The sequence below is a fragment of the Microbacterium sp. bgisy189 genome (genome assembly GCF_965345345.1).
Taxonomy (GTDB): domain Bacteria; phylum Actinomycetota; class Actinomycetes; order Actinomycetales; family Microbacteriaceae; genus Microbacterium.
Map to the genome: position 1 here is coordinate 57,535 of NZ_CBDRMZ010000009.1, position 26,103 is coordinate 83,637.

A 26,103-nucleotide genomic window follows, 5' to 3' on the forward strand; every position below is an offset into this window, starting at 1 on the left:
CGTCGTCGCCGCTACCGTGAGCGTGTCGAATGGAGTAGCCGTGACTACGAAAGTCCCGCACCGTCCCGCCACAGAGGCCGCCCCCGATCTGCGCGGGGGGCTCGGTCAGGTGATCCTCGCCACCCTCGCGTCGACTGTCGGCTTCTGGGCCTGGATGTCGATCGCTCCGCTGCAGAACGTCTACGCCGAGAATATGGGGCTCGATCAGGGGCAGATCTCGCTGATGCTCGCCACCCCCGTGCTCGTCGGTGCGCTCGGCCGCATCGTCGTCGGGGCGCTGACCGACCGCTTCGGTGGGCGACGCATGTTCACGCTCGTGCTCCTCGCCTCGGTCCCCGCCGTCCTCCTCGTTGCGTTCGCCGGATCGATCGGCTCCTACCCGCTCCTGCTCGTCGCCGGCTTCCTGCTCGGTGTGGCGGGCACGATCTTCGCGGTCGGCATCCCCTTCTCGAGCGCCTGGTTCCCCGCCGCGCGGCGCGGACTCGCCACCGGAATCTTCGGCATGGGCATGATCGGCACGGCGGTGTCGGCGTTCGTCACACCGCGGCTCGCACTCGCGATCGGGTACATCCCGACCCACCTGCTCATCGCCGGAGTGATGATCGTGGTGGCCGCGGCGGTGTGGTTCTTCCTCCGCGAGTCGCCGGCGTGGGTACCGAGCCATCAGGCGCTGGTCCCGAAGGTCGTCGGGGCGTTGAAGTTGACGGTCACTTGGCACATGTCGTTCCTGTACGCGATCGTCTTCGGTGGATTCGTGGCGTTCTCGACCTACTTGCCCAAGTACCTGACCACCATCTACCCCGACGAGGTGGACGCCGTGGGGGCAGGTACGCGGACGGCCATCTTCGCCGCGGCCGCGGTGATCGCGCGACCTGTCGGCGGCGTGCTGGCCGACAGGCTCGGACCCAAGGTCATCTCCCTCATCTCGCTGGCAGGCATCGTCTCCACGGCCTACATCGTTGGTCAGCAGCCGCCGGAGGGCGTGCTCACCGGCTTCGTCTTCAACCTCATGGCCGCCGCGATGGGCCTCGGGATGGGCGCGGTGTTCGCCTGGGTGGGGCCGTCGACGCCGCCGGACAAGGTCGGCGCGGTGACCGGCGTCGTGGCTGCCGCGGGCGGACTCGGCGGGTACTTCCCGCCGCTCGTGATGGGAGCGACGTACCAGGCGGAATCGAACTCGTACGCGCTCGGCCTCTGGCTCCTCGTCCTTGTGGGTGCGGCGGCGCTCGTGGTCGCCGGAATGCTGCGGGACGCGCGATCAGCCCCTGCCCTGAAGGAAAGCTAGTCCCGCGGCGGGGGTGATTCGTCGTGCGCGGGTCGCATCCGGAGGAGCAGCTCGCACCGATGCTCGGTCACGAGCGGGAGCAGTCGGTCGACCTCGACCGGCCCGCCCGCGCGCTCGAGGACGTCGCGGACGAGCCCTTCGTGCACGCGGCACAGCACCTCTCGGTGACCCTCGACGAGAGTGTGGAACTCGCACGGCCGCAGCGAGACCTCGAGACGATGCTCGTCGATATCGGGGTCGAGGCCCACCTCGTCGAGGTGCTCGTACAGCGCGTCGATCTGGTGGACGGCCGCGGGGTCGAGGTCGGGTGCCGCCGACGGCACCATGCGCCGCAGGAGATCGCCGCGGCGCTTCGCCTCGTCGACGCGTCTCTGGGCGGTCTCGTTCTCGGTGGCTGCATCGACGGGGTAGTAGAGCGCGCGCGGTCGACCACGGGTGCCGCGCTGCTCCGGCATGCTGCGGATGATCCCCTCCGTCTCCAGCACGCGCACGTGATCGCGGAGCGTGTTGGCGTGGAGGCCGGTCTCGACCGACAGATCGGCGAGCGAGACGCCCGGCCGCTGCATCACGGCATCCACGATGCGCAGACGGCTCGCCTGCGCGATCCCTCGGTGGGCATGCATCGGCCGTGGCATCCTTCGATTATCCGTGCATTCGGCCGCGGGTGGGCCCATGTATCGAAGCGCGCCGCGCGTGGGCTGGCTGTGTGCCGATTGCCGCTGCCGTTGTGACCGTGTCTGATCGCTCCGCCCGAGGCGAGCGCGTCGACGCCAGTGGCCCCCTCGCCGTCGCCGCACTGCGGGCGGCGGGCTACACGTGCCACGGTGCCACGGTCGTCGCCGACGGGATCGAGTCGGTCGAAGTGGCGCTGCGGCAGGCACTGGCGTCGGGCTCGAGAGTCGTCGTCACCACCGGGGGCACGGGGCTCGCGCGCCGCGACCTGACGCCCGAAGGGACAGCGCGTGTCGCAGAGCGCACCCTGCCGGGGATCGCGATGGTCGGCTTATCCGTGAGCGGGGTCTCCACGTCAGGCCCCTCCGTCGGCCAAGGCGACCGCGTGACGCCGGCACCACCAACCCGCCCCCAGGGTGCGCGCCAACAGAGTTTGTCAACCCTCTTCGGCACCTTCGCACCCAGGTGATTTGGTAGCTGTGAAGGCTCCGACACTCGGCTGCCGGAGAAGGGAACCATGGCTGACGTAGTGCGCCAGCGCGATCCGGAAGGGGACGCCATCGCGGGCGACGGTCGCGACGAGACGGAAGCGGAGAAAGCGGACCGCAACTGGAGCGACATCCTCCAGGAGCTGCGCGCCGTCCAGACCGGGACACAGATCATCACCGGGTTTCTGCTCGCCGTCGCCTTCCAGCCGACCTTCCACGATCTCGAGCCCTATCAGGTAGGTCTGTACCTGGTGTTGATTGTGCTCGCAGGTTGCGCGACAGTGCTGGGGCTAGCGCCGATCATCATGCACCGGCAGGCCTTCGGCAAGCAGCGCAAGCCCGAACTGGTCCGGTCGGCGAACCGACTGCTTCTCGCTCTCCTCGTGGTCGTCTCGCTGCTCGCCGCGGGCGTTGTCGGGCTCGTCTTCGACGTCGCCGCAGGTCGCGCGGCCGGACTGGTGGCACTCGGTGTTTCAACGGTGATCCTGATCGTCTTCTGGACCGTGGTGCCGCGATACGGACGGAGTCGGACATGACTGAGCGAGAGACGAGCACGGGGACCGATGCTGTCGACGACGTGATGGTCCGCCCCATTCACTCGGATGACGCGGGCGAAGTCCTCACGGTGCAGCGAGCCGCCTTCGTTCAGGAGGCGCTCATCTACCGCGACCCCGACATGCCCGCGCTGACTCAGACCCTCGAACAGCTCGAGGCAGAACTGGCCGACAACCTCGGGTTGGTCGCAGAGAGAGGGCCGCGCATAGTGGGCGCGATCCGGGCCGTCGCCGCCGACGAGCTGCTGCTGATCGGACGCATAGCAATCGTTCCTGACCAACAGGGCGAAGGCATCGGCCGAATGCTGCTCGAGGCTGTCGAAGAGCGTGGCTGGTCGGTCGGATGTCGCGAGGCCGAACTCTTCACCGGGTCGCACAGCGACGCGAATCTGCGGCTGTACGAGCGGCTGGGCTATCGCAAGACCGAGCAGATCGACCAAGGCGACGGCACCGCCCAGATCTTCATGCGCAAGCACTTGCGAACAGAATCGCCGTCCAGCTCCTCAGCGGAATAGCGCTCTGACCGGCCGCCAGAACGAGTTGCCGCGCATGGACGCCGGGATGGCAACCCTCTCCCCGGTTTCGTGGCCGTCGTGTTCGCTGAAGCCGCGAGAGGAGATCACCATGCCCCGGGGCAAGAACTCGAGTCTGAAGGACCCTGAGATGCCTGAGAACAACAGCGGACCCGCCCTGCGCGCGCTCGCTCTGAACTGCACGCTGAAGGCTCACAGCGAGTCGTCGAGCACGGAGAAGCTGCTGGGCGAGGTCCTTGATGCCCTGCGCGAGCACGGGGTCGAAGGAGAGCAGGTGCGTGTCGCCGACATGGACACTCGTCCCGGTGTCGAGACTGACATGGGTGACGGGGATCATTGGCCGGCGATTCGAATGAAGCTGCTCGCCTCCGACATCCTCGTCATGGGAACCCCGGTATGGATGGGGCACCCGTCGAGCATCGCTCAGCGAGTGCTTGAGCGCCTCGACGCAGAGCTCGCCGAGACGGATGAGCACGGACGCCCGGAACTGTTCGACAAGGTCGCGGCGGTCGCCGTGGTCGGCAACGCGGACGGTGCCCACAAGATCACCGCGGATCTGCTGCAAGCCCTCAACGACGTCGGCTTCAGTGTGCCCGCGCAGGCGGGGACGTACTGGGTCGGAGAGGCGATGCAGACCGTCGACAACAAGGACCTCGACACGATCCCAGAGCCTGTTGCCGGTGCGACCGCAATGCTCGCCCGCAATACGGCGCATTTGGCCCAGCTGCTTCGCGCACACGCCTACCCCGCCGAGTCCTGAGTTCGGCGAACGGTCACCTGAACCGGCTCCGGTGACCCGGGGGAAGCGGTGGCGACATAGCCTTCGGGCCACGATGGCGGTCGCCGCTGGTCTGAGTTCGGCGACGAGGCCCGTTCAGGACCAGAGTCGTGCGATCGCGAGCGCGTTCCCGATGACGCGCTCGGCGGCGCGGTGGCCGGACAGCATGGCTGCGGGTACCGTCGCCGGGTCGTCGGTCCAGGTCGCTTCTCCCGCGAGGTGCAGCACCCCGCCGATGGGCGTCGCGAGATCGTCGTGGTCGCTCGTCGTCGAACCGACAGTCATGTACGCGTACGAACCGTGCGAGAACGGGTCATCTTGCCAGTGCGTCACCGTGACGGTGACCGGGTCTGGCGCAGCCGGGAAGAGTCGTCTGAGCGCCGCCATGACCGATGCGGTCACCTGCTCATCGCCCCACCGACGGATCGCCCGGGCGGCCGGGCCCGCCGCGAACGTGAGCAGGGTCGGTTCGCCGTCGAGCGCCGACAGGTCGTACCAGGAGTGCCACCACGCGGCATCCGCTCCCTGTCGTCGCAGCGCGTACACTTCGTCGGGCCAGAACGCGCGATCGAAGCGCAAGAAGACCTTCTCGAATGCGTTCATCCGCAGGCGACCGAGCGGCTCAGCCACGACGGCGGGCAGCGGGGGATCGAAGGTGAGATCGCCTCGGTGGAGGACGCCGACCGGCACCGTGACGACGGCCTGATCGGCCGCGAACGCGCCCGCGTCGGTCGACACGATCACGCCGGTCTTCGACCAGCCCACCTGCGTGACCACGTGCTGCAGACGCACATCGAGCCCCGCTGCCAGACGAGCGGGGAGTCGGTCGTAACCGTCGGGGAAGACGACCTCGTCGCCTTCAACGAGATCGTCGTCGAGGCCGTGCGCCGCGAGGTCGGCGATCCATGCACCGTATTGCTCCTCCGACCGGTGCCGAAGGTACTCCCGCACGCGCTCGGTGCGCTCGTCCGCCCACCCCTGAGAGGCGAGTGCGACCTCTGCGACATCCTCGTACGACGCGTCGGGTGCCGACTCGGCGATCGCGCGCGCCAGGGCGGCGTCGACAGTGTGGATGTCGGCGATGAAGGCGGCGGTCGTCGCGCCATCCAGGCGCGCGTCGTCGGGTCCGTAGTACGCGATCGGGCGGCTGTCGGGCTGATACCCGCCGACGGTGAACTCCATCGTCGGCATACCGAACGCCGTGACAGCTGCCGCGACCGGGCAGCCGTCGACACCGTGGATCCATGAGGCGCCCAGATCGGTCACGCGGTCACCGGTGCGCTCGGTCACCACGCGTCCGCCGATACGATCACGCCCCTCGAGCACGACCACCCGCTGGCCGGCATCCTGCAGGAGTCTGGCCGCACTCAAGCCCGAGACGCCTGCACCGACGACGACCGTGTCGAACCGCTCCACAGCGCCACGCTACCGTCGCGGCGACGCTCAGCGCATCGCGTCGCCGATGTAGGAGTACTTCAGGAAGACCTCGCTCGCGATTCCGGCCTCTTCGAGCACGCCCTGCACCGCGGTCAGCATGTACTTCGAGTCCCAGCCCATGTAGAGGTACTGGCCCTCCGCGAGTTGATCCCACTGTCCGTTCCAGGCCATCTCGGCGTAGACGGGCCCGCCATGGCGAGCGCTGTATGCGATGACGCTCTGGCGCGAGTCCGCCCACAGTCGTTTGAAGATCCGGTTGAAGAGGTACCTGACGTCGGGGACTTCCCAGTGCTCACCGCGGTACTCGACGTAGGCGAACTCCCGCTGCCAGCCCCTGGGCCAGCCGCGTCGCCGCCGTCCGTCGAGGATGGGCGTGAGGTTGTCGTCATCGATCCCGACGACGGCGGGCCGACGCCACAACTGAACGAACGCCCTGGTCAGCTCCTCGGTGCGCTGCGCGATGCTCGCGGTGCCCCACGCTTCGTGCGCGGTGACGTCGGCGGTAAGGGGGATGCCGCTGCGTGCGTAGACATCGCGTTTGACGGGGAAGGATGCGTCGAACGCCTGCTCGAACAGGTTCGGTTCGAGCAGCGTCAGATTTCCGAGGGTCGATGCGAGCGCGCGGTGGCTGTTCTGCTCGTCCTCGGTGTACTGCGCCCACCGGCGGAAGCCGTCACCGCTCCATTCGTCGCCCGGCGCTTGCGGCACGATGTGGTCGAGGTCGGCCGTGGCACCCGGGTCGATGCCGGCGAGCCGCCCGAGCACGTATCGCGGGTGCGGAAGATCGCTGTACTTGAGGCCGACGCGCGTGCGCTCGTCGGACGGCGTGATCCGGGCGACGGCCAGGCGAAGCTCGTCCGCGCCGCGCGCGTATGCGCGGACGAGGCGCGCGACGAGCCGATCGGTGGCGAGCCCCACCACGGTGCGACGCAGCAGGAGCGATTGCAGGTCTTCGAGCGCGTCGATGAACGCCGACGGACTGATCGCGCCGTCGAGGCGGTCGCGGTAGAGCGTCAGGACGAGCGGGTACATGCCCCGACCGAAGGTGTTCAGGTGGGTCAGGTGGCGGGCCACTTCGGCATCCGGCGCCTGTGCGGGGTCCAGCAGCACGCCGTAGGTCTCGGCGAGTGCGCGCCACCGCGCCGCTTCGATGCGAAGTGTGGCGACGTCGAGACGGGGGAACTGGCCGCGGAACGCGTCGTAGACGCCACGCTCGCCGGCGACGGTGACCTCACGCCCCGTGAGCATGACGAGCACATGCCGCCAGAAGGAGCCGATCTGTTCGCCGGTGTGTGCTTCGATCGGCAGCCAGAAGTCGCGTTCGATCTCTGTCTGCTCGCCGTGCGAGAGGCCCATCAGCACGTAGTTGTGGATCAACTCGTGGTCACCAAGTGGTTCGCCCGTCGAGTTCAGGCTCTCGAAGATCTGCTGCGCGTTGGCTCCGGACCCGAGCGTGATGGAGACGTGCTCGAGCTTTTTGAGACCGCGCCAGATGTGTGCGGCCTCATCAGGGCGGATCTGGCTGCGGAAGAACGCGTAGTTGTCGTCGAACCGCGACTCGCGGGTGGCGTCCTCGGGGCTGCGCCGATCCAGCACGACGCTTTCGAAGACGTCGGCCCATGCGCGGTGAGGATGCAGCTTGGTGCGACCATCGGCACTCACCAGCACGCGTGCCAATTCGGATGCCAGTACCGGATCATCGTCGCGCAGCGTGTGCTGCAGCGCTGCGATGAGGAGCATGAGCGTCGTGATGCGCTGCTGTCCGTCGATGAGCACCAGGTGGGCGTCATCGACGGACGAGGTGCTCGCGGTCGAGAGGATGGACCCGATGAAGTGCGTGTGGCCGTCGTCGGTGTCGGCGACGCGGCGGATGTCGGCGAGCAGCTGTTCGCATCCGCCGATGTCCCAGCGGTACTGGCGCTGGTAGACGGGGACCACAATGGTCGTCTCGGCATCTGAGAGCCAGCCGATCGTGTTGACGGCTGTCGCTCCGACATTGGTGGCACGGGTCATGATGATGGGCGGCACTCCTTCGGCAAACCCTTTCGAGTCTATTCGGGCCCTGATATTCACGGCGTTGACACGGCGGGTTCGCAAGGGCCGAGGGTAGGGTGACCTCAGTCGGGCCTGTAAAAACTTCGCTTGTCCGACAGAAAGGTGATGAGACCCATGGGTTACATCAAGTCCGCTGCGCTCGAGGAAACCGGCTACGTCGTCCTCGACCGCTACAACCGAGAGATCGATCCGAAGGAATGGCTCGACATCGAGTATGTCGACTGGAAGTCTTCGGGCGACACCCGCTTCGCGCCGCTCGCGTCGGCCAAGGGTGAGATCGAATGCAACGGCTTCTGGAACCACAAGCCGCCGCGCACTGACAAGGACGGCGTCTGGATCGACGCGCAGACCGAGCTTGCGCCCACGCTCACCGAGCGCGCGCAGGAGCCCGGCGCGAACGTCGGACGCTGCCGCGTCATCGAACTGCAGCCGAACACGTACGCCGACTGCCTCTACAACCTCCACCAGGACGACAACAACCGTCTGAACCCGGACGGCACCGGCTGGGTCGTGCGTGGGTTCTTCAACCTCACCGACGACACCACGAGCTACTTCGTGCTGCGCGAGAACCGGACCGATCCGAGCGAGGAGACGCGCATCGCGCTGCCCGCCGGTGCTCAGCTGATCGTCGACACGCAGCGTCTGTGGCACGCATGCGCCCACTACGGCGACGAGCCGCGCTACTGCCTCATCACCTCGTGGGAGTCGGGTCCCGAACTCGACGCCTACATCGCCAAGTACAACGGCGTGAACAAGGTCGAGAGCTACCCGGTCGATCAGGAGACCCTGGATGCCGGTCAGATCGAGCAGGAGCGGCGCATTGCCGCTCGCGCCGCCGCCCTCGCTGCTCGTGGGCAGCAGGAGGTCGTGGCGATGAGCGAGGCCTGAGCCTCAGCATTCTGCCGCCGACGCCGGCCCCGATCACCACGGTCGGGGCCGGCGTCGCGTTGCGGGAGCACAAACGGACGGGAGGGCCCGGCCGCGGCCGAACCCTCCCGTATGCGCTCCGATCAGATCACGCCCGCTGCGCGGTTGCGGTGGCTGATGCGGTGTCCGATCCACAGTGCGACGGCGATCAATCCGGCCAGCCCAACGCCGATGAGCCACGGCAGCAGCGTCGGGGTGAGTCCGGACGTTCCGGCGACGAGTTCGCCCGTGCCTGCGGCGAGCTGCGCGTTGCCGTCGCTCAGTTCTCCGGTGCCGCTGGCAAGCGTGGTCGCACCGTCGGACAGACGGGTGGTGCCGTCCGAGAGCTTGTTCGCACCGTCCGAGAGTGAGCCGAGTCCATCCGACAGCGTCGTCGCACCGGCGGACAGCTTGGTGGCACCTTCGGAGAGGCTGCCCGCACCCGTCGAGAGCTCTCCGGCGCCGGTGGCGACGCTCTCGGCGCCGGCCAGCAGCCGAAGCGATCCGTCGGCGAGGCGCTGCGTGCCGTTGCGGATCTCGCCGAGGCCGTTCGCGAGCGTGCCCGCCTTCGTCGCGAGCGTCACACCGCCCTCGCTGAGCTCACCCGTCTTGCCGCTCAGAGTGTTGAGACCGGCCGCGACCGTGCCTGCACCGGTGTGGATCTTTCCGAGGCCTGCGGCCAGTTCGCCCGACTTGGTCGTCGCCGTGTCGAGACCGGTCGCCAACTCGCCCGACTTGTCGGCGAGGGTGTCGAGTCCGGCGACGAGCTCACCCGACTTCGTCGAGAGCGTGTTGAGCCCTGTCGACAGTTCGCCCGTCTTGGTCGCGAGCTGGCTGGAACCGGCCGCGAGCTGCTGCGTTCCTTCGTGGAGCTGAGCGGTGCCGTCGCGCACCTCGACCGCACCGTCGCGCACCTGGACGGCACCATCGCGCAGACGCTCGGCGCCATCGGCCGCCTCGTCCATCATCGGACCGTAGACGGGGTGTGCGGCCACGAGCACGGCGGCTGCGCGCAGCTTGGTGGCGAGCTCGGTCGCGCCGTCGGCGACCTGCGAGGCTCCGCCGGCCAGCGTCGTGGTGCCGTCGGCGAGCTTCGTGGTGCCGGCAAGGCCCTGCTGGAGGCCGGCATCCAACTGCTGAGCGCCGCCCGCGAGCTGCGATCCGCCCGCGGCCGCGGTGGCGATGCCGTCGGAGAGCTGCTTGCCGCCGGCCGCAGCGGTGCTCATGCCGGCCGAGAGCTGGTCGGCGCCGTCGGCGGCCGTCCCGAGCCCGGCAGTGAGCTGCTTGCCGCCGTCAGCGGCGGTCTTCGCACCCTTCGCGAGGTCTCCCGCGCCCGTTTCGAGCTTGACGACACCGGCCTGCGCCTTGGTGAGGCCGTCTGACAGACGACCCGCGCCGGCAGAGAGCGCGCCCGCGCCGTCAGCGGCGCTGATCGTGCCGGTGAGCAGTCGCTGCGCGCCGTCACGGTTGCTCACGGTGCCGTCGGCGAGGGTCTGCGCGCCGGTCGCGAGGCGGGTCGCGCCGTCCGAGAGCCGGGCAGCCCCGTCGGCAGCCGAGGTGGCACCTTCGGCCAGCTTGCCGGCGCCCTCGGTCGCGCTGACAGCCCCGTCGTCCAGTGCTGCGGCGCCTTCGGCGAGCTCGCCGGCCCCGGATGCGAGGTCGGCTGCGCCGTCTGCCACGCGCGTGGATCCGTCCGAAGCGGAGGCGGCGCCGGCGTCGAGGCGGTTGGCTCCGTCGGAGAGTTTGGCGGCGGTCAAGAGGAACAGGGTCGTCATGGCGGCAAGCAGCACGCCGAGGACGATCACCGTGATCCGCATGCCCATCCCGTGGACGTGTGCGTGTGTTCTCGACATCGAGGACTCCGTAGTGTCTCGCGCCCGCTGCGCTGCGGGCGTGGTGGGGGTGCTCCGATGGGTATCGGTACGACGGCGGACTCTTCGGTGGGTCCATGCGTTCTCGCGTGCGGCCATTGCCGTGGAGGACGTGCGCCGTGAAGCGTGACGACGCTAACAGCGGGGGAGACCGGCTCCGAGGAGGCTGGGAAGAAACTTCGGCTGAAACTAAGTCCCACGCCGCGTGGGCTTGAGTTTCTTGTGCGCTTTCTACAAATGGCTCGCAACTCGTTGGTTGAACCCGACACGTCGACTCGCGCAGATCATCGGCGAAAGATGGATCTTGTTCTCTGTGGGTCTGTGTTGTAATGTGTTGGAAACGCGGGGAGGCAACTGTGTACGCGACGGAGCGACAGGACCTGATCGAACGACTTGTCGGCAGCGATGGCCGGGTTGCCGTGATCGATCTCGCGGCCCGCTTCGGCGTCACGACAGAGACCGTGCGCCGCGACCTCGATCTGCTGGAGCGCGCGGGACTCGTCCGCCGTGTGCACGGTGGCGCCGTTGCACCCGAACGTGTGAGCACGGCGGAGTCATCGGTGATCGAACGCACCGCCCGGCACACCGGCGCCAAGCGCGCGATCGCAGCCGCCGTCATTGCGACGCTGCCGCCCGGCGGGTCTATCTACCTCGACGCGGGAACGACGACCGCGGCCGTCGCCGCGTTGCTGGCCGATCGTCGGGGTGCCGCGCCGGTGGAAGTCGTCACGCATTCCATGGCGGTCGCGCAGATCCTCGCCGGTGTTCCTGGCGTCGCACTCACCGCCATCGGCGGGCGTGTTCGCGGGCTCACCGCGGCAGCGGTGGGATCCGAAACCGTCTCGGCGATCACGCGCCTTCGACCCGACGTCGCGATCGTCGGCGCGAACGGGTTGACCGCGGCGTTCGGCGTCAGCACACCGGATCCCGACGAAGCGGCGGTGAAGCGGGCCGTCGTCGACTCGTCCCGCCGGGTGGTCGTGGCCGCCGACAGCTCGAAGTTCGGCGCGGAGTTGCTCGTCTCGTTCGCAGCACTGTCGGCGATCGATGTGCTTGCGACCGATGTCGCGCCGCCCGGCCCGCTCGCCGGCTCGCTGGCGGAGGCCGACGTGGAGGTGCTGCTGCCGTGATCGTCACCGTCACCGCGCATCCGAGCCTCGATCGCACCGTCTCGCTCGAGGCGGCCCTGACTATCGGCGACGTCCAGAGCGCCGCAGGCGTCCGCGAAGACGCAGGTGGAAAGGGGGTCAACGTCGCCGGCGTGGTCGCCGCGGCGGGGGAGCCCGCGGTCGCGATCCTGCCCCTGGCGCCGAGTGATCCGTTCGGCGCCGTCCTCGCCGAGACGGGCCTGCAGACGGTCGCCGTGCCGGCATCCGGACGTGTGCGCAGCAACATCGCGGTCGTGGACCCGTCGGGGGTCACCACGAAGATCAACCTGCCGGGCGCAACGCTCGGGCCCGAGGTGCTCGACGCGCTCGTCGATGCCGTGGTGACAGCTGCAGAAGGCGCCGACTGGCTCGTGCTCGCCGGCTCGCTGCCGCCTGGAGCGCCCGAAGATCTCTATGTCCGCATGATCCGTGCAGTGCGCGCGGCACATGCGTCGATTCCGCGAATCGCCGTGGACACCTCCGGCCCCGCGCTGCGCGCCGTTGTCGAGGCAGGGGGAGCGGACCTCATCAAGCCGAACGAGATCGAACTCGCCGAACTCGCAGGCGCGACGTATGGCGAGGATGTCGACCTCGTGGATGCTGTGACGGTCGTCGCCCGCGAATTGGTGCCCGGTCGCGTCGGGGCGGCTCTCGTGACGCTCGGCGCCCGAGGCGCTGTGCTCGTCGAGGCTGGGGGTGCGTGGGCGGGTTCACCGCCGCCGATCACGGTTCGCAGCACGGTCGGCGCCGGCGACAGCTCGCTCGCCGGATACCTCCTCGCTGCGGTGCGCGGGGCCGGCCCGGCCGAGCGCCTGCGCTCCGCAATCGGCTACGGCGCCGCCGCCACCTCGCTCGACGGCACGCAGCCGCCGACCCCGAACGACCTACCGGCCGGGGACATCCCGGTGCACGCACTTCCGAACTGAATCCAAACCGCCCGCACATCGACCACAGGAGGTCACCGTGGCAGACACCATCACCGCACGATTGGTCAGCATCGACGCCGACCTGGGCGCCGACAAACGCGCCGTCATCACCGCGCTCGCGAAGCGGGTCGCCGCCGAAGGGCGTGCCGACGACGCACAGCGGCTCGCCGATGACGCGTGGGCCCGTGAGCAGAAGGACGAGACGGGACTGCCCGGTGGGATCGCGATCCCGCACGCGAAGAGTCCCGCGGTGACGCAGGCATCCCTCGCGTTCGCCCGACTCGCACCGGGGGTCGACTTCGGCGCGCCCGATGGTCCCGCCGACCTGGTGTTCCTCATCGCCGCCCCGGATACGGCTGCAGAGGAGCACCTCGCGGTGCTGTCGAAGCTCGCCCGCTCCTTGATGAAGGACGAGTTCACGGCAGGACTGCGCGCAGCCGGCAGCGCCGACGACGTCGTCGCGATCGTCCGCGAGGCGATCGGCGAGGGCGATGTCGAAGCGGCTCCTGCAGCAGCCTCCGCCGCAGCAGCGCCCGCAGCGACCGAGCCGGCTTCCGGACCGAAGATCGTCGCCGTGACGGCGTGCGCCACCGGCATCGCGCACACCTTCATGGCCGCCGACGCGCTGACCGCGGCCGCGGCGGAGGAGGGGATCGACCTCGCCGTCGAGCCGCAGGGCTCGAGCGGCTACAAGGCGCTCGACCCCGCAGTGATCGCCGCCGCCGACGCCGTCATCTTCGCCGTCGACGTGGATGTGCGTGAGCAGCAGCGGTTCGTCGGCAAGCCGGTCATCCGCTCCGGTGTCAAACGCGGCATCGAGCAGCCCAAGCAGATGCTCGCCGAGGCGGTCGCTGCGGCAACCGACCCCAACGCGACCCGCGTGAGCGGCGTCGCCGCCGAGACCGTGTCGTCGTCGACCGAGAAGATGTCGTGGGGGCGTCGCATCCAGCGGATCCTGCTCACCGGCGTCAGCTACATGATCCCGTTCGTCGCAGGCGGCGGCCTGCTCATCGCGCTCGGGTTCCTGCTCGGCGGGTACGACGTCACCGACGATGCGGCGAAGGTCATCGTCGAGAATTCGCTCTGGAGCCTGCCGGCGGGTGGGCTCGGGCAGTATCTCGGCTCGGTCGCGTTCATGATCGGGTCCACGTCGATGGGCTTCCTCGTGCCGGTGCTTGCCGGGTATATCGCCTACGCGATCGCCGACCGTCCCGGTATCGCGCCCGGGTTCGTTGCCGGGGCCGTGGCGCTACTGATGACGGCCGGCTTCATCGGCGGAATCGTCGGTGGCCTCCTCGCCGGGTTCATCGCCTGGTGGCTCGGCACGCTCAACGCACCCCGCTGGCTGCGGGGGCTCATGCCGGTCGTGATCATCCCGCTGGTCGGGTCGATCGTGGCATCCGGCTTGATGATCCTGTTCCTCGGTCGTCCGATCGCGGCGCTGATGGAAGCGCTGACTGCGGGCCTCACCTCCCTCACCGAGAGCGGCGCAGGACTGATCGGCGTCGGTGTGATCCTCGGCCTCATGATGTGCTTCGACCTGGGCGGACCCGTGAACAAGGTCGCCTACGTCTTCGCCACAACAGGTCTGGCGGCCGCGAGTGCCGACAACACGGCGCCCTACCTGATCATGGCCGCCGTCATGGTCTCGGGCATGGTGCCGCCGTTGGCGCTCGCGCTCGCCTCGACGGTGCTCGCTCGTCCGCTGTTCACCCCGGTCGAGCGTGAGAACGGCAAGGCCGCGTGGCTGCTCGGCGCCTCGTTCATCAGCGAAGGTGCGATCCCGTTCGCGGCCGCCGATCCGCTGCGCGTGATCCCGGCATCCATGGTCGGCGGGGCGGTCACCGGTGCGTTGAGCATGTGGTTCAACGTGACGAGCTACGCGCCGCACGGCGGCATCTTCGTGCTGTTCGCGATCGAGCCGATCTGGGGCTTCCTCGTCGCGCTCGCGGCAGGCACAGTGGTCTCGGCGCTCGTGCTCGTCGTCCTCAAGAAATACGTCCGGCGCTCGACGCCGGCAGTCGCGACCGATAGCGTCGCAGTCACCGCGTGAAGGTAGGGAGACCGACATGGCAGAACGCACAACCACCATCGCCAGCAGCTCAGGACTGCACGCCCGCCCGGCGAAGCTCTTCGTGCAGGCCGTGCAGCAGACCGGCATCCCGGTGACGATCGCGGTCGAAGGCGGCCCTGATCTGAACGCGGGCAGCATTCTGAGCCTCATGGGGCTCGGCGCCACCCAAGGCACGGTCGTCACGCTCAAGGCCGAGGGCGACGGAGCCGATGCGGCACTCGACGAACTGGTGGCCTTCTTGCAGGTCGACCACGACGCCGAGGGCTGAGCCACAACGACACGAAGCGGATGCCGCGCCGAGGAGGCCGGCATCCGCTTCGTCGTGTGCGGGATCAGAGGTCGACGGCGTCGCCCGGGTCGAGCTCGACGAACTCGCCGCCGCCCTGCTCGGTGGCCCACTTCAAGCGACTGCGTCCCATCGTGAGCCCGATGCGCGACAACGTCATGTCGTGCGTGCCGAACGCACGTCGCGGTGCCACGGCGAGCACGAAGTCCATGGCTTCGCCGATCTTGAGCCACGGTGCGCCGACGGGAGCGGCGAGCATCCGCACGTCGGCGCCCCGCGGAACCGTGTAGGAGTCGCCCGGGTAGTAGAACTCGTCATCGACGAGCACACCGACGTTGTCGATGCCGGGGATCGATTCGTGGATCACCGCGTGGGCGCCGCCGAAGAACCGCAGCCTGAACGGGTCGAGCGTCACCGAATCACCGGCCGACACCTCGATGACGCCGTATCCAGCCGCCGCGCGAGCGACGCCGGCAGGCCCGTACACGGGGATGTCGGGGTGGTGGTCACGGATGCGATCGAGATGCTCGGGCGTCCAGTGGTCCGGGTGTTCGTGCGTCAGGACGACGCCGACGACGTCGTGCAGGTCGTTGAGGGGGAGCGTGAACGACCCCGGGTCGATCAGGAGGGTCTTTCCGTCCTTCTCGATACGAAGACAGGCGTGTTCGTGCTTGGTGACGCGCATGCCGCCAGTCCACACCGCGCAGCGTCGCGAGGCAAGTGCGAGTCCGATTTGGCGGGCACGGTCGGCCGTGGCATACTTGAACGGTTGCCTTCGGGCAGCTCGGTGAGGCCCCATCGTATAGCGGCCTAGTACGCCGCCCTCTCACGGCGGTAACGCGGGTTCGAATCCCGCTGGGGTCACCACAGGAAGAACGTCCCATCCATCGCGGATGGGACGTTCTTCGTTTCCGGGATCTCGATACACCGCGCCTTTGCCGCGGCACTCGATCACCGGGCGACGGCAGCTCTAGTCGGTGGCGCGGCGGCGACGTCGCACGATCCACACGATCAGCACGACCATGCCGGCCACGACCAACCAGGGGAGCAAGAAGCCGAACGCGACGACGATGCCGTTGAGCGTCGCGACGAAGCCGCTCCAACCCGCAGTCAGGCCATCCCCGAACCCGGCAGGGTCGGCTTCGACCACCTCGGCCGGCTCGACGAGCTGAATCGTGAGGGTCGACAGCGCGACACGGTCTTCGATCGCGGCCAGCTGCTGCTTGGCGGCCTCGAGCTCGCCTTGTCGGGCTGCGAGCGCCTCCTCGGCGGCCAGCAGTTCGGTCAGCGAGGCACTTTCGTCGATCAGCCCCTGCAACCGCTCCACCGAGGTCTCGAGCGCCGTGATGCGAGCACGCAGATCGCGGGCGCCGTCGGTGACGTCGTCGCGGACGATCTGCGATGCCTTCACCTCGCCGAATGCCGAAAGCCCCGTCGTGAAGTCGTCGAGGGCGTCTGCGGGCACCCTCACGCTCACCCAGGCGCCCGACGTCGGCGGGTACCAGACGTCGCCGCCCTCGAGGTACTCATCGCTCATCGGTGCGTCGGCAGAGCCTGCGTCGTCGGCCGACACGCTCATCGACTCGACGTACCCGCCGACGGCCTGCGCTGCGGCAGCGATCTGCTCGGAGGCCTCGGTGGCATCGGGCACCTCGAGGGTGGCCGAGGCGGTGACGGTGACCTCACGGTCGCTGATGGCGCCATCGCTCTCGGTGCTGTCGCCTGCCTCGGCGCCCGTGCCCGGGTCTGCGCTCGTCCCCCCGGCATCCGAATCCTCACGACCCATCTCGGGGGCGCCGGGCGCCGCTTCGTCGGCGGTGCTGCTGCCGGAGGCGTACGGCCGCAGGCTGTCGAGCACGAACGGCACTGCGACGGCCGAGACCAGCACGACGGATGCCGCGATGCCGATGCCCGCCCAAACCCTGCGCCGACGTCGAGCCCGAGCATGCGCAGGGGTCGCCGCATCGCGCGTCGCGTTCGTCTTCGCGTCAGCCTCTTCGCGGGTGATCGCCGCGAAGATCTCCTGCTCCATCGCCGCGATCCGCTCGTCGGTCAGCGGCGGCAGTTCCACCCTGTCCATCGTCATGGTCCCTCCGTTCCGATCGCGGTGCGCACCTGCGCGCGCACCCGGGAGAGACGATTGCGCACGGCACCGTGTGAGATGCCGAGTTCATCTGCGGCGGCCTGATAGCCGTATCCCTCGGCGGCGCAGAGGCGGAACACCTCTCGGTCGATCTCACTCATTCCCGCCACCTCCTCCAGAATCCGATCCACGAGCCCCGCCGTGACCACCTGCTCTTCGACGTCGATCGTCGCCGGCAGGGTCTCCTCGACAGCCGCCTGCGTGTGCTCTCGGTCTCGCTTGAGCCGCCGGATGCGATTGGCGCATTGGAACCGGCAGATCGTCGCGAGCCACGGGAGCAGCGATTCACTGCGCAGTTCCAGCCCGGGAAGCTTCCGCCACGCAGCGAGGAATGTCTCCTGCGTGACCTCTTCGGCATCCGCCGCCGAGCCCACCAAACCGTGGGCGATCCAGTACACCGGTCTCGCGTAGGCCCGATACAGCGTGCGGAAGGCGTGCTGGCTCCCGCCGGCCGCTTCTGCGACCAACGCGGCGTCGTCACGATCCTCAGGCTGTGCCATGGCTTCCCCTCGCGGCGGTCTCCCACCCCGCACTCGATTCGTCGCGGTCATCGTCTCGCAGGAGGAGTGTCCCGATCGACACGATCGTCTCACCGTGCGGATCCTGTCAACATCGCCCTGTATTCTGGTGCGAGCGAGAGGGAGTATCCCGTTCTTGCGCGCCCGTCATCACGGGCCCCGACGGAGGGGCCTCGGGTGCGCACCGCCCGTCGGGTGGGGGAGAGACTTTCGATCCCTCGTCATACCTCCGAAAGGCCCGCATGGACCTCCCTGTCTGGTTCGAGGTCGGCTCGCTCGTCGTGCTGACCCTCATCCTCATCGCCGACCTGCTCATCATCCTGAAGCGGCCGCACATCCCATCGACCCTCGAATCCACACTCTGGGTCGTCTTCTACGTCACCCTCGCCCTGATCTTCGCCGGGCTCATGTGGCTGTTCGCCGGTGGTGAGTACGCGGGGCAGTTCGTCGCCGGTTGGCTGACCGAATACAGCCTGTCGATCGACAACCTGTTCGTCTTCGTGCTGATCATGAGCCAGTTCTCGGTGCCGCGCCGCTATCAGCAGGAAGTGCTGATGGTGGGCATCATCATCGCGCTCGTGCTGCGCGGGCTGTTCATCCTCGCGGGCGCTGCCATCATCGAGCAGTTCAGCTGGGTCTTCTACATCTTCGGCGCCTTCCTCATCTGGACCGCGATCCGTCAGGCGTTCCCGGGTGGCGACCACGACGACGACGTCAAGCGCGAGAACTTCCTCGTCCGTCTGATCCGGCGTCGCATCGACATCAGCGAGGAGTACGACGGCGCGAAGCTGCGTACGGTCGTCGACGGCAAGAAGATCTTCACGCCCATGATCATCGTCTTCGTCGCGATCGGCATGACCGACCTGCTGTTCGCGATCGACTCGATCCCCGCGATCTTCGGCATCACCCAGAACGCGTTCATCGTGTTCACGGCGAACCTGTTCGCGCTCATGGGGCTGCGCCAGCTCTACTTCCTGCTGGGCGACCTGCTGGACCGTCTGAAGTATCTGCACTACGGCATCGCGTTCATCCTCGCCTTCATCGGCGTGAAGCTGGTTTTCCACGCCATGCACGAGAACGAACTCCCGTTCATCAACGGCGGCGAGCACATCGAGTGGGTTCCGGTCATCTCCACCTGGATGTCGTTGGGCGTCATCGTCGGCTCGATGGTCGTCGCCACCGTCGCGAGCCTCATCGTGTCGTCGCGTGAGCGTCGACTCGCTCCCGCCGGCCCCGTCGAAGCGGCTGAAGCCGTCGCCGACGAGAAGGGCACACCTGCCACGGTGGACGGGCAGGCGTCGTTGCCTGAGCGCGCCGACGAACACTGACGACGACCCGTCACACACCGGCGTCGCGCGTCATCGACGCCGGCGCCGGTGCTAGTCTGGGCGGGTGCGGATCGCGCTCCTTCTCCTTAGCGGCCGCGACGAGATCTCGTTCTGAGCCCGCTCTCGTCGCGGAGTCCGGCATGGGCTGATCCGATGCAAGGAGAACGACAGCAATGACCACCCACATCCCCGATCACCCGCGCACGCTCGCCGAGAAGGTCTGGGACGACCATCTCGTCGTCAAGGGCGAAGACGGTCAACCCGACCTGATCTACATCGACCTGCACCTCGTCCACGAGGTGACCAGTCCGCAGGCATTCGACGGCCTGCGTGCAGAGGGCCGACCGGTGCGCCGCCTCGACTTGACGATCGCGACGGAGGATCACAACACCCCGACGCTCGAGATCGACAAGCCGATCGCAGACCCGACCAGCCGCATCCAGATCGAGACGCTGCGTCACAACGCCGCCGAGTTCGGCGTTCGCCTGCACTCGCTGGGTGACAAGGAGCAGGGCATCGTCCACGTCGTCGGTCCGCAGTTGGGCCTGACGATGCCCGGGATCACGGTCGTATGCGGAGACAGCCACACGTCGACCCACGGCGCGTTCGGCGCCATGGCATTCGGCATCGGCACGAGCGAGGTCGAGCATGTCCTCGCGACGCAGACGCTGCCGCTCAAGCCATTCAAGACCATGGCGATCACCGTCGAGGGCGAACTACGCGAGGGGGTCACGGCGAAGGACATCATCCTCGCGGTCATCGCCAAGATCGGCACGAACGGCGGACAGGGCTACGTCCTCGAATACCGCGGCTCGGCGATACGCGCGCTCTCCATGGAGGGCCGCATGACGATCTGCAACATGTCGATCGAGGCCGGCGCGCGCGCCGGAATGGTCGCGCCCGACGAGACGACCTTCGCCTACCTCGAGGGCCGCGACCACGCGCCGAAGGGGCAGGATTGGGACGACGCCGTCGCATACTGGCGAACGTTGCCGAGTGACGATGGCGCCGTCTACGACGCCGAGGTCTTCCTCGATGCGAACGACCTCGAGCCGTTCGTCACGTGGGGCACGAACCCCGGGCAGGGCGTGTCGCTCAGCGATGTCGTCCCGACGCCGGCAGACATCGCCGACCCGAATGAGCGCGTGGCCGCAGAGCGGGCGCTGCAGTACATGGACCTCGCGGCGGGGACGCCGATGAAGGACATCGCGGTCGACGCGGTCTTCATGGGCTCGTGCACGAACAGCCGGATCGAAGACCTGCGTCAGTTCGCCTCGATCATCGAGGGTCGCACCAAGGCCGACGGTGTTCGCGTCATGGTCGTGCCGGGGTCGGCGCGAGTGCGACTCGAGGCCGAGGCCGAGGGACTCGACAAGGTGTTCACGGATTTCGGTGCCGAGTGGCGGTTCGCGGGGTGCTCGATGTGTCTCGGGATGAACCCCGATCAACTCGCCCCGGGCGAGCGCTGCGCATCGACGAGCAATCGCAATTTCGAGGGTCGGCAGGGCAAGGGCGGACGCACGCACCTCGTCTCACCGGTCGTCGCCGCCGCCACGGCGGTGCTCGGCCATCTCGCCAGCCCCAGCGACCTGCCCGTGCTGACCGGTTCGGAGGCCTGATCATGGAGAAGTTCACGACCCACACCGGCATCGTCGCTCCGCTTCGGCGATCCGCGGTCGACACCGACCAGATCATCCCCGCGGTCTACTTGAAGCGCGTCACGAAGACCGGGTTCGATGACGCCCTGTTCTCGAGCTGGCGGCAGGACCCCGACTTCGTGCTCAACCAGGACGCGTACCGTCACGCCTCCGTGCTGGTGACCGGTCCGGATTTCGGCACCGGATCCAGCCGGGAGCACGCCGTGTGGGCGCTGCGCGACTACGGATTCCGCGTCGTGCTGAGCCCCCGTTTCGCAGACATCTTCCGCGGCAATGCGGGCAAGCAGGGCCTGGTGACGGGCGTCGTCTCCGAGGCCGATGTCGAGGCGATCTGGTCGGCAGTCGAAGCCGACCCCGGTGCGTCGATGACGGTCGACCTCGAGACGCGCACCGCCACGATCGGCGACCTCCGCGTCACTTTCGACATCGACGATTACACTAGGTGGCGGCTTCTCGAAGGGCTCGACGACATCGGGCTCACACTGCGCAACGAAGAGCGGATCGCGCAGTTCGAGGCGCGCCGAGAGGCGTGGCGGCCGCGGACGATTCCCGTCCCGTAGCCCGGTGAACGCCCCGCACAACGGGGCGCGAACCGTTCAGAGCATCCTCGAGAATCAAGTGAGGTCCACCGTATGAAGCCACTCGTGAGCGCTTCGGACGCCGCCAACAGCACGGAACCCGCCGCCGCCCCAGGGCAGGCGCTCGTGATCCGCGGAGGTCGTCCGCTCACGGGTCGCGTCGACGTGAAGGGTGCGAAGAACCTCGCCACAAAGGCGATGGTCGCAGCCCTTCTCGGCGAGTCTGAGTCGGTCCTTCGCGATGTTCCCGAGATCAGCGACGTCAATGTCGTCCGGTCGCTTCTCGAGGTGCACGGTGTGCGCGTCGACGATGAGGGCGACGGGGTGCTGCGCCTCGATCCGAGTGGGGCCGTCTCGGCCCACATGGAGGAGATCGACGCGCACGCGGGGGCATCTCGCATCCCGATCCTGTTCTGCGGGCCGCTGCTGCACCTGCTGGGAGAGGCGTTCATCCCCGACCTCGGTGGATGCCGCATCGGCGACCGGCCGATCGACTTCCACCTCGATGCGCTGCGCTCGTTCGGCGCCGTCGTCGAGAAGCTGCCGAGCGGCATCCGGCTGTCGGCGCCTGAAGGCGGCCTGACCGGCGCGAACATCGAGCTGCCCTACCCGAGCGTCGGCGCAACCGAACAGGTGCTGCTCACGGCCGTGCGCGCGAAGGGGACGACCGAGCTTCGCAATGCGGCGATCGAGCCCGAGATCATGGACCTCATCGCGGTCCTGCAGAAGATGGGCGCGATCATCTCCTACGAGCCGAACCGCGTCATCTTCATCGAGGGCGTCGACCGACTCGAGGGCTACGATCACCGCTGCATCTTCGACCGCAACGAAGCCGCCTCGTGGGCGTGCGCCGCGCTGGCCACCGACGGCGACATCTTCGTCGCGGGTGCCAAGCAGCAGGAGATGCTGACCTTCCTGAACGTCTACCGCAAGGCCGGTGGCTCGTTCGACATCCAGGAGGACGGCATTCGGTTCCGCCGCGGCGAGGCTCTCAAGCCCGTCGTCGTCGAAACCGATGTGCACCCCGGCTTCATGACCGACTGGCAGCAACCGCTCATCGTCGCGCTCACCCAGGCTGCGGGCACGTCGGTGGTGCACGAGACGGTGTACGAGAACCGACTGGGCTTCACGCAGGCGCTCAACAAGATGGGGGCCGACATCGTCGTGCACCCGCACGGGTTCGCGAGCCCGGAGCGACGCGTGCCGCGCCGCGAGCTCGAGCAGGCCGCCGTGATCAATGGCCCGACGCCGCTGCACGGCGCGGATGTCGTCGTTCCGGACCTTCGCGGCGGTTACAGCTACGTCATCGCGGCTCTCGCCGCCGAGGGGGAGTCGATCGTCCGCAACATCGGTATCATCCGCCGAGGCTACGAGAAGATCCTCGACAAGCTCACGGCGCTCGGCGCTGACTTCGACGTCCTCGGGTGACCTCGTGACCTCGAACCCGCGTCGACGGTCGTCGCCCGAGACGGCCAGACCCAGTGTGTTCTGGCCGGCGGCGGCGATCGTCGTCCCCGCAGTAGGCTGGTTCGCCCGTATCGAGATCACTGGCGGAGAACACCTGCCGCTCGAGGGGCCGTACGTCCTGGTGCCGAATCACTACAGCGAGTTCGATCCGCTCATCCTCGCCGTCGCCACGTGGCGTCTGGGGCGGGCGCCACGGTTCATGGCGAAAGAGAGCCTGTTCCGCGTGCCGGTGCTCGGCGCCTTGCTGCGCGCGACCGGCATGGTCCCTGTCGCGCGGGCATCGAGCGCCGGTGCTGCGAAGCAGACGATCGAGCAGGCCGCTGCACTCGTCGAACACGACCGGGGCGTGATCGTCTACCCCGAAGGCTCGCTGACGCGCGAGCCCGACCTGTGGCCGATGCGCGGCAAGACCGGTGCCGTGCGCGTTGCACTCGCGGGCGGCATCCCCGTCATTCCGGTCGCAACGTGGGGTGTGCAGCGCATCCTGCCCCGTTACGGCAAGCTGAGCTTCTGGCCTCCTCGCAAGCGGGTGCAGATGAAGTTCGGTCCGGCCGTCGACATGTCGGAGTGGGAGGGCAAGGTCGCCCCCGCGCAGCTCGCCGCGGCGACCGATCGCGCGATGGCGGCCGTCTCGGGCCTGCTCGGTGAGCTGCGCGGCGAGACGCCGCCAGCGCAGCGGTGGAACCCGTCCGACCACGGTCAGAAGGAGACGGGCCGCCTTGAGTCGTAGGAGCGAGAGCGCGATGCCGCGCGTCGCCGTCATCGGCGCCGGAAGCTGGGGCACGACGTTCGGCAAGGTGCTCGCCGACGGTGGCGCGCATGTGGTCATGTGGGCGCGCCGCGCGGAACTGGCCCACGAGATCAACGCGGCCAAGCGAAACAGCGAGTACCTTCCCGGCATCAACCTGCCTCGCAGCATGTCGGCGACGGATCACCTCTCCGAGGCCCTCGACGGTGCGAGCCAGGTGTACCTGGCGATCTCGAGTCAGGCGCTGCGGCAGAACCTCAAGGCCGTGCGGCCGCTCGTCCGCAATACCGATGCGCCCGTCGTCTCCCTCATGAAGGGCGTCGAGAAGCGCACCGGACTGCGGATGAGTCAGGTCATCGAGCAGGAACTGCACTGTGATCCCGCGCGTATCGCGGTGGCGAGCGGGCCGAACCTGGCGCTCGAGATCGCGCGTGAGCAGCCCACGGCGGCGGTCATCTCATCGACCAGTCAGGAGACGGCCGACGCGGTTGCCCGTCGCGCACGCAACGGGTACTTCCGAACCTTCGTGAACACCGACGTCATCGGCACCGAGTTCGGCGGCGTGCTGAAAAACCTCATCGCCGTCGCGATCGGCATCGTCGATGGGGTCGGCTACGGCGAGAACACGAAGGCGTCGATCATCACGCGCGGCCTCGTGGAGATGACCGACTTCGCGGTCGCCCAAGGTGCGCACCCCGAGACCCTGCAGGGGCTTGCCGGGCTCGGCGACCTCATCGCGACATGTCAATCGCCTCTGAGCCGCAACAACACGGCAGGCCGACTCCTCGGTCAGGGCTACGGGTTCCAAGACGTCGTGAAGCAGATGAATCAGACGGCCGAGGGGCTCGCCTCGGTCGCCCCAGTCCTGCAGCTGGCCCGAGAGGCCGGCGTGCAGATGCCGATCGTGGAACAGGTGAAGATGGTGCTCGACGGCACCATGAACCCGCGCGACATCGCGCCGCACCTCACGACAGACGATGATCAGCCCACGGGCGAGAGGACGCAGAATGGTGGAAGCGGCGGTAGCGGTGCTCTTTGGCGGTCGTTCCAGCGAGCACTCGATCAGCTCCGCCACGGCCGGGGGCGTGCTGCAGGCGATTGACCGATCGCGGTATCGGGTCATTCCGATCGGCATCACGCGTGACGGCGCGTACGTGCTCGAGGACGACGATCCGGGCAAGTTCGCGCTCGACCCCACGCATCTGCCGGAGGTGACCGACAACGGCACCCGCGTGCTGTGGCCCGAATCGGCGACGTCGCGCGAACTGCGCGTGCGTCGCGCCGACGGCACCGTCGACTCGCTCGGCGACGTCGACGTGGTGTTCCCGATCCTGCACGGCCGGTTCGGTGAGGACGGCACCATCCAGGGATTCCTCGAACTGCTCGACCTGCCCTACGTCGGCGCAGGGCTCCTCATGTCGGCGATCGGCATGGACAAGCACACGACCAAGAGCGTGCTGCAGGCCGCGGGCGTTCCCGTGGTGCCGTGGGTGACCGTGACACGTTCGCGTCTGGATCGTCAGGGCGACCTGTGGCGGCGACGCATCCGTTCTCTCGGGCTGCCCGTTTTCGTCAAGCCTGCGCGTGCCGGCTCGAGCGTCGGCGTGTCGAAGGTGTCTGACTGGGATCAGCTCGATGCCGCGCTCGAGGTCGCATTCGCCGAAGACGCGACGGTGCTCGTCGAGCAGTCGGTGGTCGGTCGTGAGATCGAGTGCGGCGTGCTGGCCGGGCGCGAGGGCGGCGAGCCGCGCGTGAGCCTGCCCGGTGAGATCGTCATCACCGGTCGCGACTTCTACGACTTCGAGGCGAAGTACCTCGATGCCCCCGGCATCGACCTCGTCTGCCCGACCGAGATGGCGCCCGGTGAGATCGCCGAGATGCAGCGGATCGCGGCCCGCGCGTTTGAGGCCGTGGGCGGGCAGGGGCTGTCGCGCGTGGACTTCTTCTTCACCGGCACCGAGTTCTTCGTCAACGAGGTGAATACGATGCCCGGGTTCACCCCGATCTCGATGTTCCCGAAGTGCTGGATCGCGTCGGGGCTCAGCTACGAAGCGCTCGTGACCGAGCTGATCGACATGGCCCGAGAAGGCTGAGGAGACGTCGCCCCGGCGACGCGATCAGTCCGTCGGGCGATCGGTGCACACCGCGCCGGTCGGGGAGAGGGCATCGTCTGCGACGGCGCCGATGCGCTCGAGGACATCGCGTGAGCTGACGACCTCGTTGTCGAGGTACACCTCGATCGCAGGCTCCCGCCCGAAGGAGACGAACCGGTAGTTCGGAGCCTGGGACTCGTCGATCAGCCAATCCACGCCGCCCGCGGACTGGCAGGGGAGGGTGGACGCGTCGACCGCGTCGAGTCCGCACGTCATCAGCACCGTCGACGGGTCGCCCCACGAAGCCGTCGCCTGCGCGTCGGTCCAACGCCGCTGTTCGCCGCCGACCGTGTCGGGCAGACGCACCATGACCTCGGCGCAGGCCGGGTCGTTCGCGGATGCGGCCGGCTCCATCGACACCGTCGACGAGCACCCGGTGAGTGCGGCTGCGCCGGTCAACGCCACCGTTGCGATGACGAGCGCGGAGCGGACAGGACGCAGACGTGGCACCCCTCCAGGCTACCTGCGCGGCGGCGACGACCAGCCCCGGTAGCGTG

The 26,103-nt window shown here is 68.3% G+C and carries 25 protein-coding genes and 1 tRNA gene; 18 read left to right on the top strand and 8 right to left on the bottom strand.

The features are described from left to right. Positions 1 to 40 precede the first annotated feature (40 nt). Entirely contained in the window at positions 41 to 1,285 is a 1,245-nt protein-coding gene (locus ACSF8R_RS11745) for an MFS transporter (protein WP_434812062.1), read from the top strand. On the opposite strand, the gene ACSF8R_RS11750 is transcribed toward ACSF8R_RS11745, so the two are convergent. After that, a complete protein-coding gene (locus ACSF8R_RS11750; protein ID WP_434812063.1) occupies positions 1,282 to 1,908 on the bottom strand; it encodes a winged helix-turn-helix transcriptional regulator in 627 nt (208 codons plus the stop codon). The two genes, ACSF8R_RS11745 and ACSF8R_RS11750, sit on opposite strands and share 4 nt — an antisense overlap. A gap of 110 nt (positions 1,909 to 2,018) precedes the next feature. On the opposite strand from ACSF8R_RS11750, the gene ACSF8R_RS11755 reads away from it, so the two are divergent. The 4 genes from ACSF8R_RS11755 to ACSF8R_RS11770 all read left to right on the top strand — a co-directional run bounded on the left by ACSF8R_RS11755 (position 2,019) and on the right by ACSF8R_RS11770 (position 4,292). Next, positions 2,019 to 2,426 carry a MogA/MoaB family molybdenum cofactor biosynthesis protein gene (locus tag ACSF8R_RS11755; protein ID WP_434812064.1) on the top strand — a complete coding sequence of 136 codons (408 nt, stop codon included), beginning with the start codon at positions 2,019 to 2,021 and terminating at the stop codon, positions 2,424 to 2,426. Between the two features lie 60 nt (positions 2,427 to 2,486). Beyond that, positions 2,487 to 2,981 carry a DUF6328 family protein gene (locus tag ACSF8R_RS11760; protein ID WP_434812065.1) on the top strand — a complete coding sequence of 165 codons (495 nt, stop codon included), beginning with the start codon at positions 2,487 to 2,489 and terminating at the stop codon, positions 2,979 to 2,981. Continuing rightward, on the top strand, positions 2,978 to 3,514 hold the full coding sequence (locus ACSF8R_RS11765) for a GNAT family N-acetyltransferase (RefSeq protein ID WP_434812066.1): 537 nt from the start codon (positions 2,978 to 2,980) through the stop codon (positions 3,512 to 3,514). Before ACSF8R_RS11760 ends, ACSF8R_RS11765 begins: the two co-directional genes overlap by 4 nt. Positions 3,515 to 3,662: 148 nt before the next feature. Further along, the gene (locus tag ACSF8R_RS11770) at positions 3,663 to 4,292 is read left to right on the top strand and encodes a flavodoxin family protein (protein ID WP_434812067.1); all 630 of its coding nucleotides are present in this window, start codon (positions 3,663 to 3,665) and stop codon (positions 4,290 to 4,292) included. Positions 4,293 to 4,406: 114 nt separating this feature from the next. Here the strand turns inward: ACSF8R_RS11770 and ACSF8R_RS11775 are convergent, their stop codons facing one another. Then, a complete protein-coding gene (locus ACSF8R_RS11775) occupies positions 4,407 to 5,726 on the bottom strand; it encodes a flavin monoamine oxidase family protein (RefSeq protein WP_434812068.1) in 1,320 nt (439 codons plus the stop codon). Positions 5,727 to 5,753: 27 nt separating this feature from the next. After that, positions 5,754 to 7,760, bottom strand: coding sequence for a DUF262 domain-containing protein (locus tag ACSF8R_RS11780; protein WP_434812069.1), 2,007 nt, complete (start codon positions 7,758 to 7,760; stop codon positions 5,754 to 5,756). A 156-nt stretch (positions 7,761 to 7,916) separates the two neighbouring features. Here ACSF8R_RS11780 and ACSF8R_RS11785 point away from each other — a divergent pair, with 156 nt between their 5' ends. Next, positions 7,917 to 8,690 (top strand): hypothetical protein, encoded by a 774-nt coding sequence (locus tag ACSF8R_RS11785; RefSeq protein ID WP_434812070.1) that lies wholly within the window; start codon positions 7,917 to 7,919, stop codon positions 8,688 to 8,690. Positions 8,691 to 8,812: 122 nt separating this feature from the next. Here ACSF8R_RS11785 and ACSF8R_RS11790 read toward each other — a convergent pair whose 3' ends face one another. Next, entirely contained in the window at positions 8,813 to 10,561 is a 1,749-nt protein-coding gene (locus ACSF8R_RS11790; RefSeq protein WP_434812071.1) for a hypothetical protein, read from the bottom strand. A gap of 374 nt (positions 10,562 to 10,935) precedes the next feature. Here ACSF8R_RS11790 and ACSF8R_RS11795 point away from each other — a divergent pair, with 374 nt between their 5' ends. From ACSF8R_RS11795 to ACSF8R_RS11810, 4 genes are read left to right on the top strand one after another with little or no spacing between them, the layout of a single operon-like run. Next, positions 10,936 to 11,709 (top strand): DeoR/GlpR family DNA-binding transcription regulator, encoded by a 774-nt coding sequence (locus tag ACSF8R_RS11795; protein ID WP_434812072.1) that lies wholly within the window; start codon positions 10,936 to 10,938, stop codon positions 11,707 to 11,709. After that, positions 11,706 to 12,653: a 1-phosphofructokinase family hexose kinase gene (locus ACSF8R_RS11800; RefSeq protein ID WP_434812073.1), complete on the top strand. Its 948-nt coding sequence runs from the start codon at positions 11,706 to 11,708 to the stop codon at positions 12,651 to 12,653. The genes ACSF8R_RS11795 and ACSF8R_RS11800 overlap by 4 nt, the downstream gene beginning before the upstream one ends. Positions 12,654 to 12,690: 37 nt before the next feature. Next, the gene (locus ACSF8R_RS11805; RefSeq protein WP_434812074.1) at positions 12,691 to 14,706 is read left to right on the top strand and encodes a PTS fructose transporter subunit IIABC; all 2,016 of its coding nucleotides are present in this window, start codon (positions 12,691 to 12,693) and stop codon (positions 14,704 to 14,706) included. A gap of 16 nt (positions 14,707 to 14,722) precedes the next feature. Next, positions 14,723 to 14,995: an HPr family phosphocarrier protein gene (locus tag ACSF8R_RS11810; RefSeq protein WP_434812075.1), complete on the top strand. Its 273-nt coding sequence runs from the start codon at positions 14,723 to 14,725 to the stop codon at positions 14,993 to 14,995. A gap of 64 nt (positions 14,996 to 15,059) precedes the next feature. Here ACSF8R_RS11810 and ACSF8R_RS11815 read toward each other — a convergent pair whose 3' ends face one another. Continuing rightward, on the bottom strand, positions 15,060 to 15,698 hold the full coding sequence (locus ACSF8R_RS11815) for an MBL fold metallo-hydrolase (protein WP_434812076.1): 639 nt from the start codon (positions 15,696 to 15,698) through the stop codon (positions 15,060 to 15,062). A 106-nt stretch (positions 15,699 to 15,804) separates the two neighbouring features. Here ACSF8R_RS11815 and ACSF8R_RS11820 point away from each other — a divergent pair. Further along, positions 15,805 to 15,880: transfer RNA gene (locus ACSF8R_RS11820), tRNA-Glu, on the top strand. A 103-nt stretch (positions 15,881 to 15,983) separates the two neighbouring features. On the opposite strand, the gene ACSF8R_RS11825 is transcribed toward ACSF8R_RS11820, so the two are convergent. Then, positions 15,984 to 17,099, bottom strand: a complete 1,116-nt coding sequence (locus tag ACSF8R_RS11825; protein ID WP_434812077.1) for a DUF4349 domain-containing protein — start codon at positions 17,097 to 17,099, stop codon at positions 15,984 to 15,986. After that, positions 17,096 to 17,656: an RNA polymerase sigma factor gene (locus ACSF8R_RS11830; protein ID WP_434812078.1), complete on the bottom strand. Its 561-nt coding sequence runs from the start codon at positions 17,654 to 17,656 to the stop codon at positions 17,096 to 17,098. The genes ACSF8R_RS11825 and ACSF8R_RS11830 overlap by 4 nt, the downstream gene beginning before the upstream one ends. A 260-nt stretch (positions 17,657 to 17,916) precedes the next feature. Between ACSF8R_RS11830 and ACSF8R_RS11835 the strand changes: the two genes are divergently transcribed. The 7 genes from ACSF8R_RS11835 (at position 17,917) to ACSF8R_RS11865 (ending at position 25,546) form a co-directional block, all read left to right on the top strand. Continuing rightward, positions 17,917 to 19,002 carry a TerC family protein gene (locus ACSF8R_RS11835; RefSeq protein ID WP_434812079.1) on the top strand — a complete coding sequence of 362 codons (1,086 nt, stop codon included), beginning with the start codon at positions 17,917 to 17,919 and terminating at the stop codon, positions 19,000 to 19,002. Between the two features lie 173 nt (positions 19,003 to 19,175). Continuing rightward, a complete protein-coding gene (leuC, locus tag ACSF8R_RS11840; protein WP_434812080.1) occupies positions 19,176 to 20,621 on the top strand; it encodes a 3-isopropylmalate dehydratase large subunit in 1,446 nt (481 codons plus the stop codon). 2 nt (positions 20,622 to 20,623) lie between these two features. Beyond that, positions 20,624 to 21,220, top strand: a complete 597-nt coding sequence (gene leuD, locus ACSF8R_RS11845; RefSeq protein ID WP_434812081.1) for a 3-isopropylmalate dehydratase small subunit — start codon at positions 20,624 to 20,626, stop codon at positions 21,218 to 21,220. A 72-nt stretch (positions 21,221 to 21,292) separates the two neighbouring features. Then, a complete protein-coding gene (gene murA / locus ACSF8R_RS11850) occupies positions 21,293 to 22,666 on the top strand; it encodes a UDP-N-acetylglucosamine 1-carboxyvinyltransferase (protein ID WP_434812082.1) in 1,374 nt (457 codons plus the stop codon). Between the two features lie 4 nt (positions 22,667 to 22,670). Beyond that, entirely contained in the window at positions 22,671 to 23,435 is a 765-nt protein-coding gene (locus tag ACSF8R_RS11855) for a lysophospholipid acyltransferase family protein (protein WP_434812083.1), read from the top strand. Between the two features lie 13 nt (positions 23,436 to 23,448). Beyond that, positions 23,449 to 24,555 (top strand): NAD(P)H-dependent glycerol-3-phosphate dehydrogenase, encoded by a 1,107-nt coding sequence (locus tag ACSF8R_RS11860; protein WP_434812084.1) that lies wholly within the window; start codon positions 23,449 to 23,451, stop codon positions 24,553 to 24,555. Next, the gene (locus ACSF8R_RS11865) at positions 24,461 to 25,546 is read left to right on the top strand and encodes a D-alanine--D-alanine ligase family protein (protein WP_434812085.1); all 1,086 of its coding nucleotides are present in this window, start codon (positions 24,461 to 24,463) and stop codon (positions 25,544 to 25,546) included. The genes ACSF8R_RS11860 and ACSF8R_RS11865 overlap by 95 nt, the downstream gene beginning before the upstream one ends. A gap of 24 nt (positions 25,547 to 25,570) precedes the next feature. On the opposite strand, the gene ACSF8R_RS11870 is transcribed toward ACSF8R_RS11865, so the two are convergent. After that, positions 25,571 to 26,056 (bottom strand): DUF3515 family protein, encoded by a 486-nt coding sequence (locus ACSF8R_RS11870; RefSeq protein WP_434812086.1) that lies wholly within the window; start codon positions 26,054 to 26,056, stop codon positions 25,571 to 25,573. Positions 26,057 to 26,103 lie beyond the last annotated feature (47 nt).

Coding starts and splice junctions, on each gene's coding strand:
- ACSF8R_RS11785 (WP_434812070.1), top strand. CDS start 7,917: ATGGGTTACATCAAGTCCGCTGCGCTCGAGGAAACCGGCTACGTCGTC.
- ACSF8R_RS11770 (WP_434812067.1), top strand. CDS start 3,663: ATGCCTGAGAACAACAGCGGACCCGCCCTGCGCGCGCTCGCTCTGAAC.
- ACSF8R_RS11790 (WP_434812071.1), bottom strand. CDS start 10,561: ATGTCGAGAACACACGCACACGTCCACGGGATGGGCATGCGGATCACG.
- ACSF8R_RS11780 (WP_434812069.1), bottom strand. CDS start 7,760: ATGACCCGTGCCACCAATGTCGGAGCGACAGCCGTCAACACGATCGGC.
- ACSF8R_RS11815 (WP_434812076.1), bottom strand. CDS start 15,698: ATGCGCGTCACCAAGCACGAACACGCCTGTCTTCGTATCGAGAAGGAC.
- ACSF8R_RS11810 (WP_434812075.1), top strand. CDS start 14,723: ATGGCAGAACGCACAACCACCATCGCCAGCAGCTCAGGACTGCACGCC.
- ACSF8R_RS11765 (WP_434812066.1), top strand. CDS start 2,978: ATGACTGAGCGAGAGACGAGCACGGGGACCGATGCTGTCGACGACGTG.
- murA (WP_434812082.1), top strand. CDS start 21,293: ATGAAGCCACTCGTGAGCGCTTCGGACGCCGCCAACAGCACGGAACCC.
- ACSF8R_RS11825 (WP_434812077.1), bottom strand. CDS start 17,099: ATGACGATGGACAGGGTGGAACTGCCGCCGCTGACCGACGAGCGGATC.
- ACSF8R_RS11830 (WP_434812078.1), bottom strand. CDS start 17,656: ATGGCACAGCCTGAGGATCGTGACGACGCCGCGTTGGTCGCAGAAGCG.
- ACSF8R_RS11860 (WP_434812084.1), top strand. CDS start 23,449: ATGCCGCGCGTCGCCGTCATCGGCGCCGGAAGCTGGGGCACGACGTTC.
- ACSF8R_RS11835 (WP_434812079.1), top strand. CDS start 17,917: ATGGACCTCCCTGTCTGGTTCGAGGTCGGCTCGCTCGTCGTGCTGACC.
- ACSF8R_RS11865 (WP_434812085.1), top strand. CDS start 24,461: ATGGTGGAAGCGGCGGTAGCGGTGCTCTTTGGCGGTCGTTCCAGCGAG.
- leuC (WP_434812080.1), top strand. CDS start 19,176: ATGACCACCCACATCCCCGATCACCCGCGCACGCTCGCCGAGAAGGTC.
- ACSF8R_RS11750 (WP_434812063.1), bottom strand. CDS start 1,908: ATGCATGCCCACCGAGGGATCGCGCAGGCGAGCCGTCTGCGCATCGTG.
- leuD (WP_434812081.1), top strand. CDS start 20,624: ATGGAGAAGTTCACGACCCACACCGGCATCGTCGCTCCGCTTCGGCGA.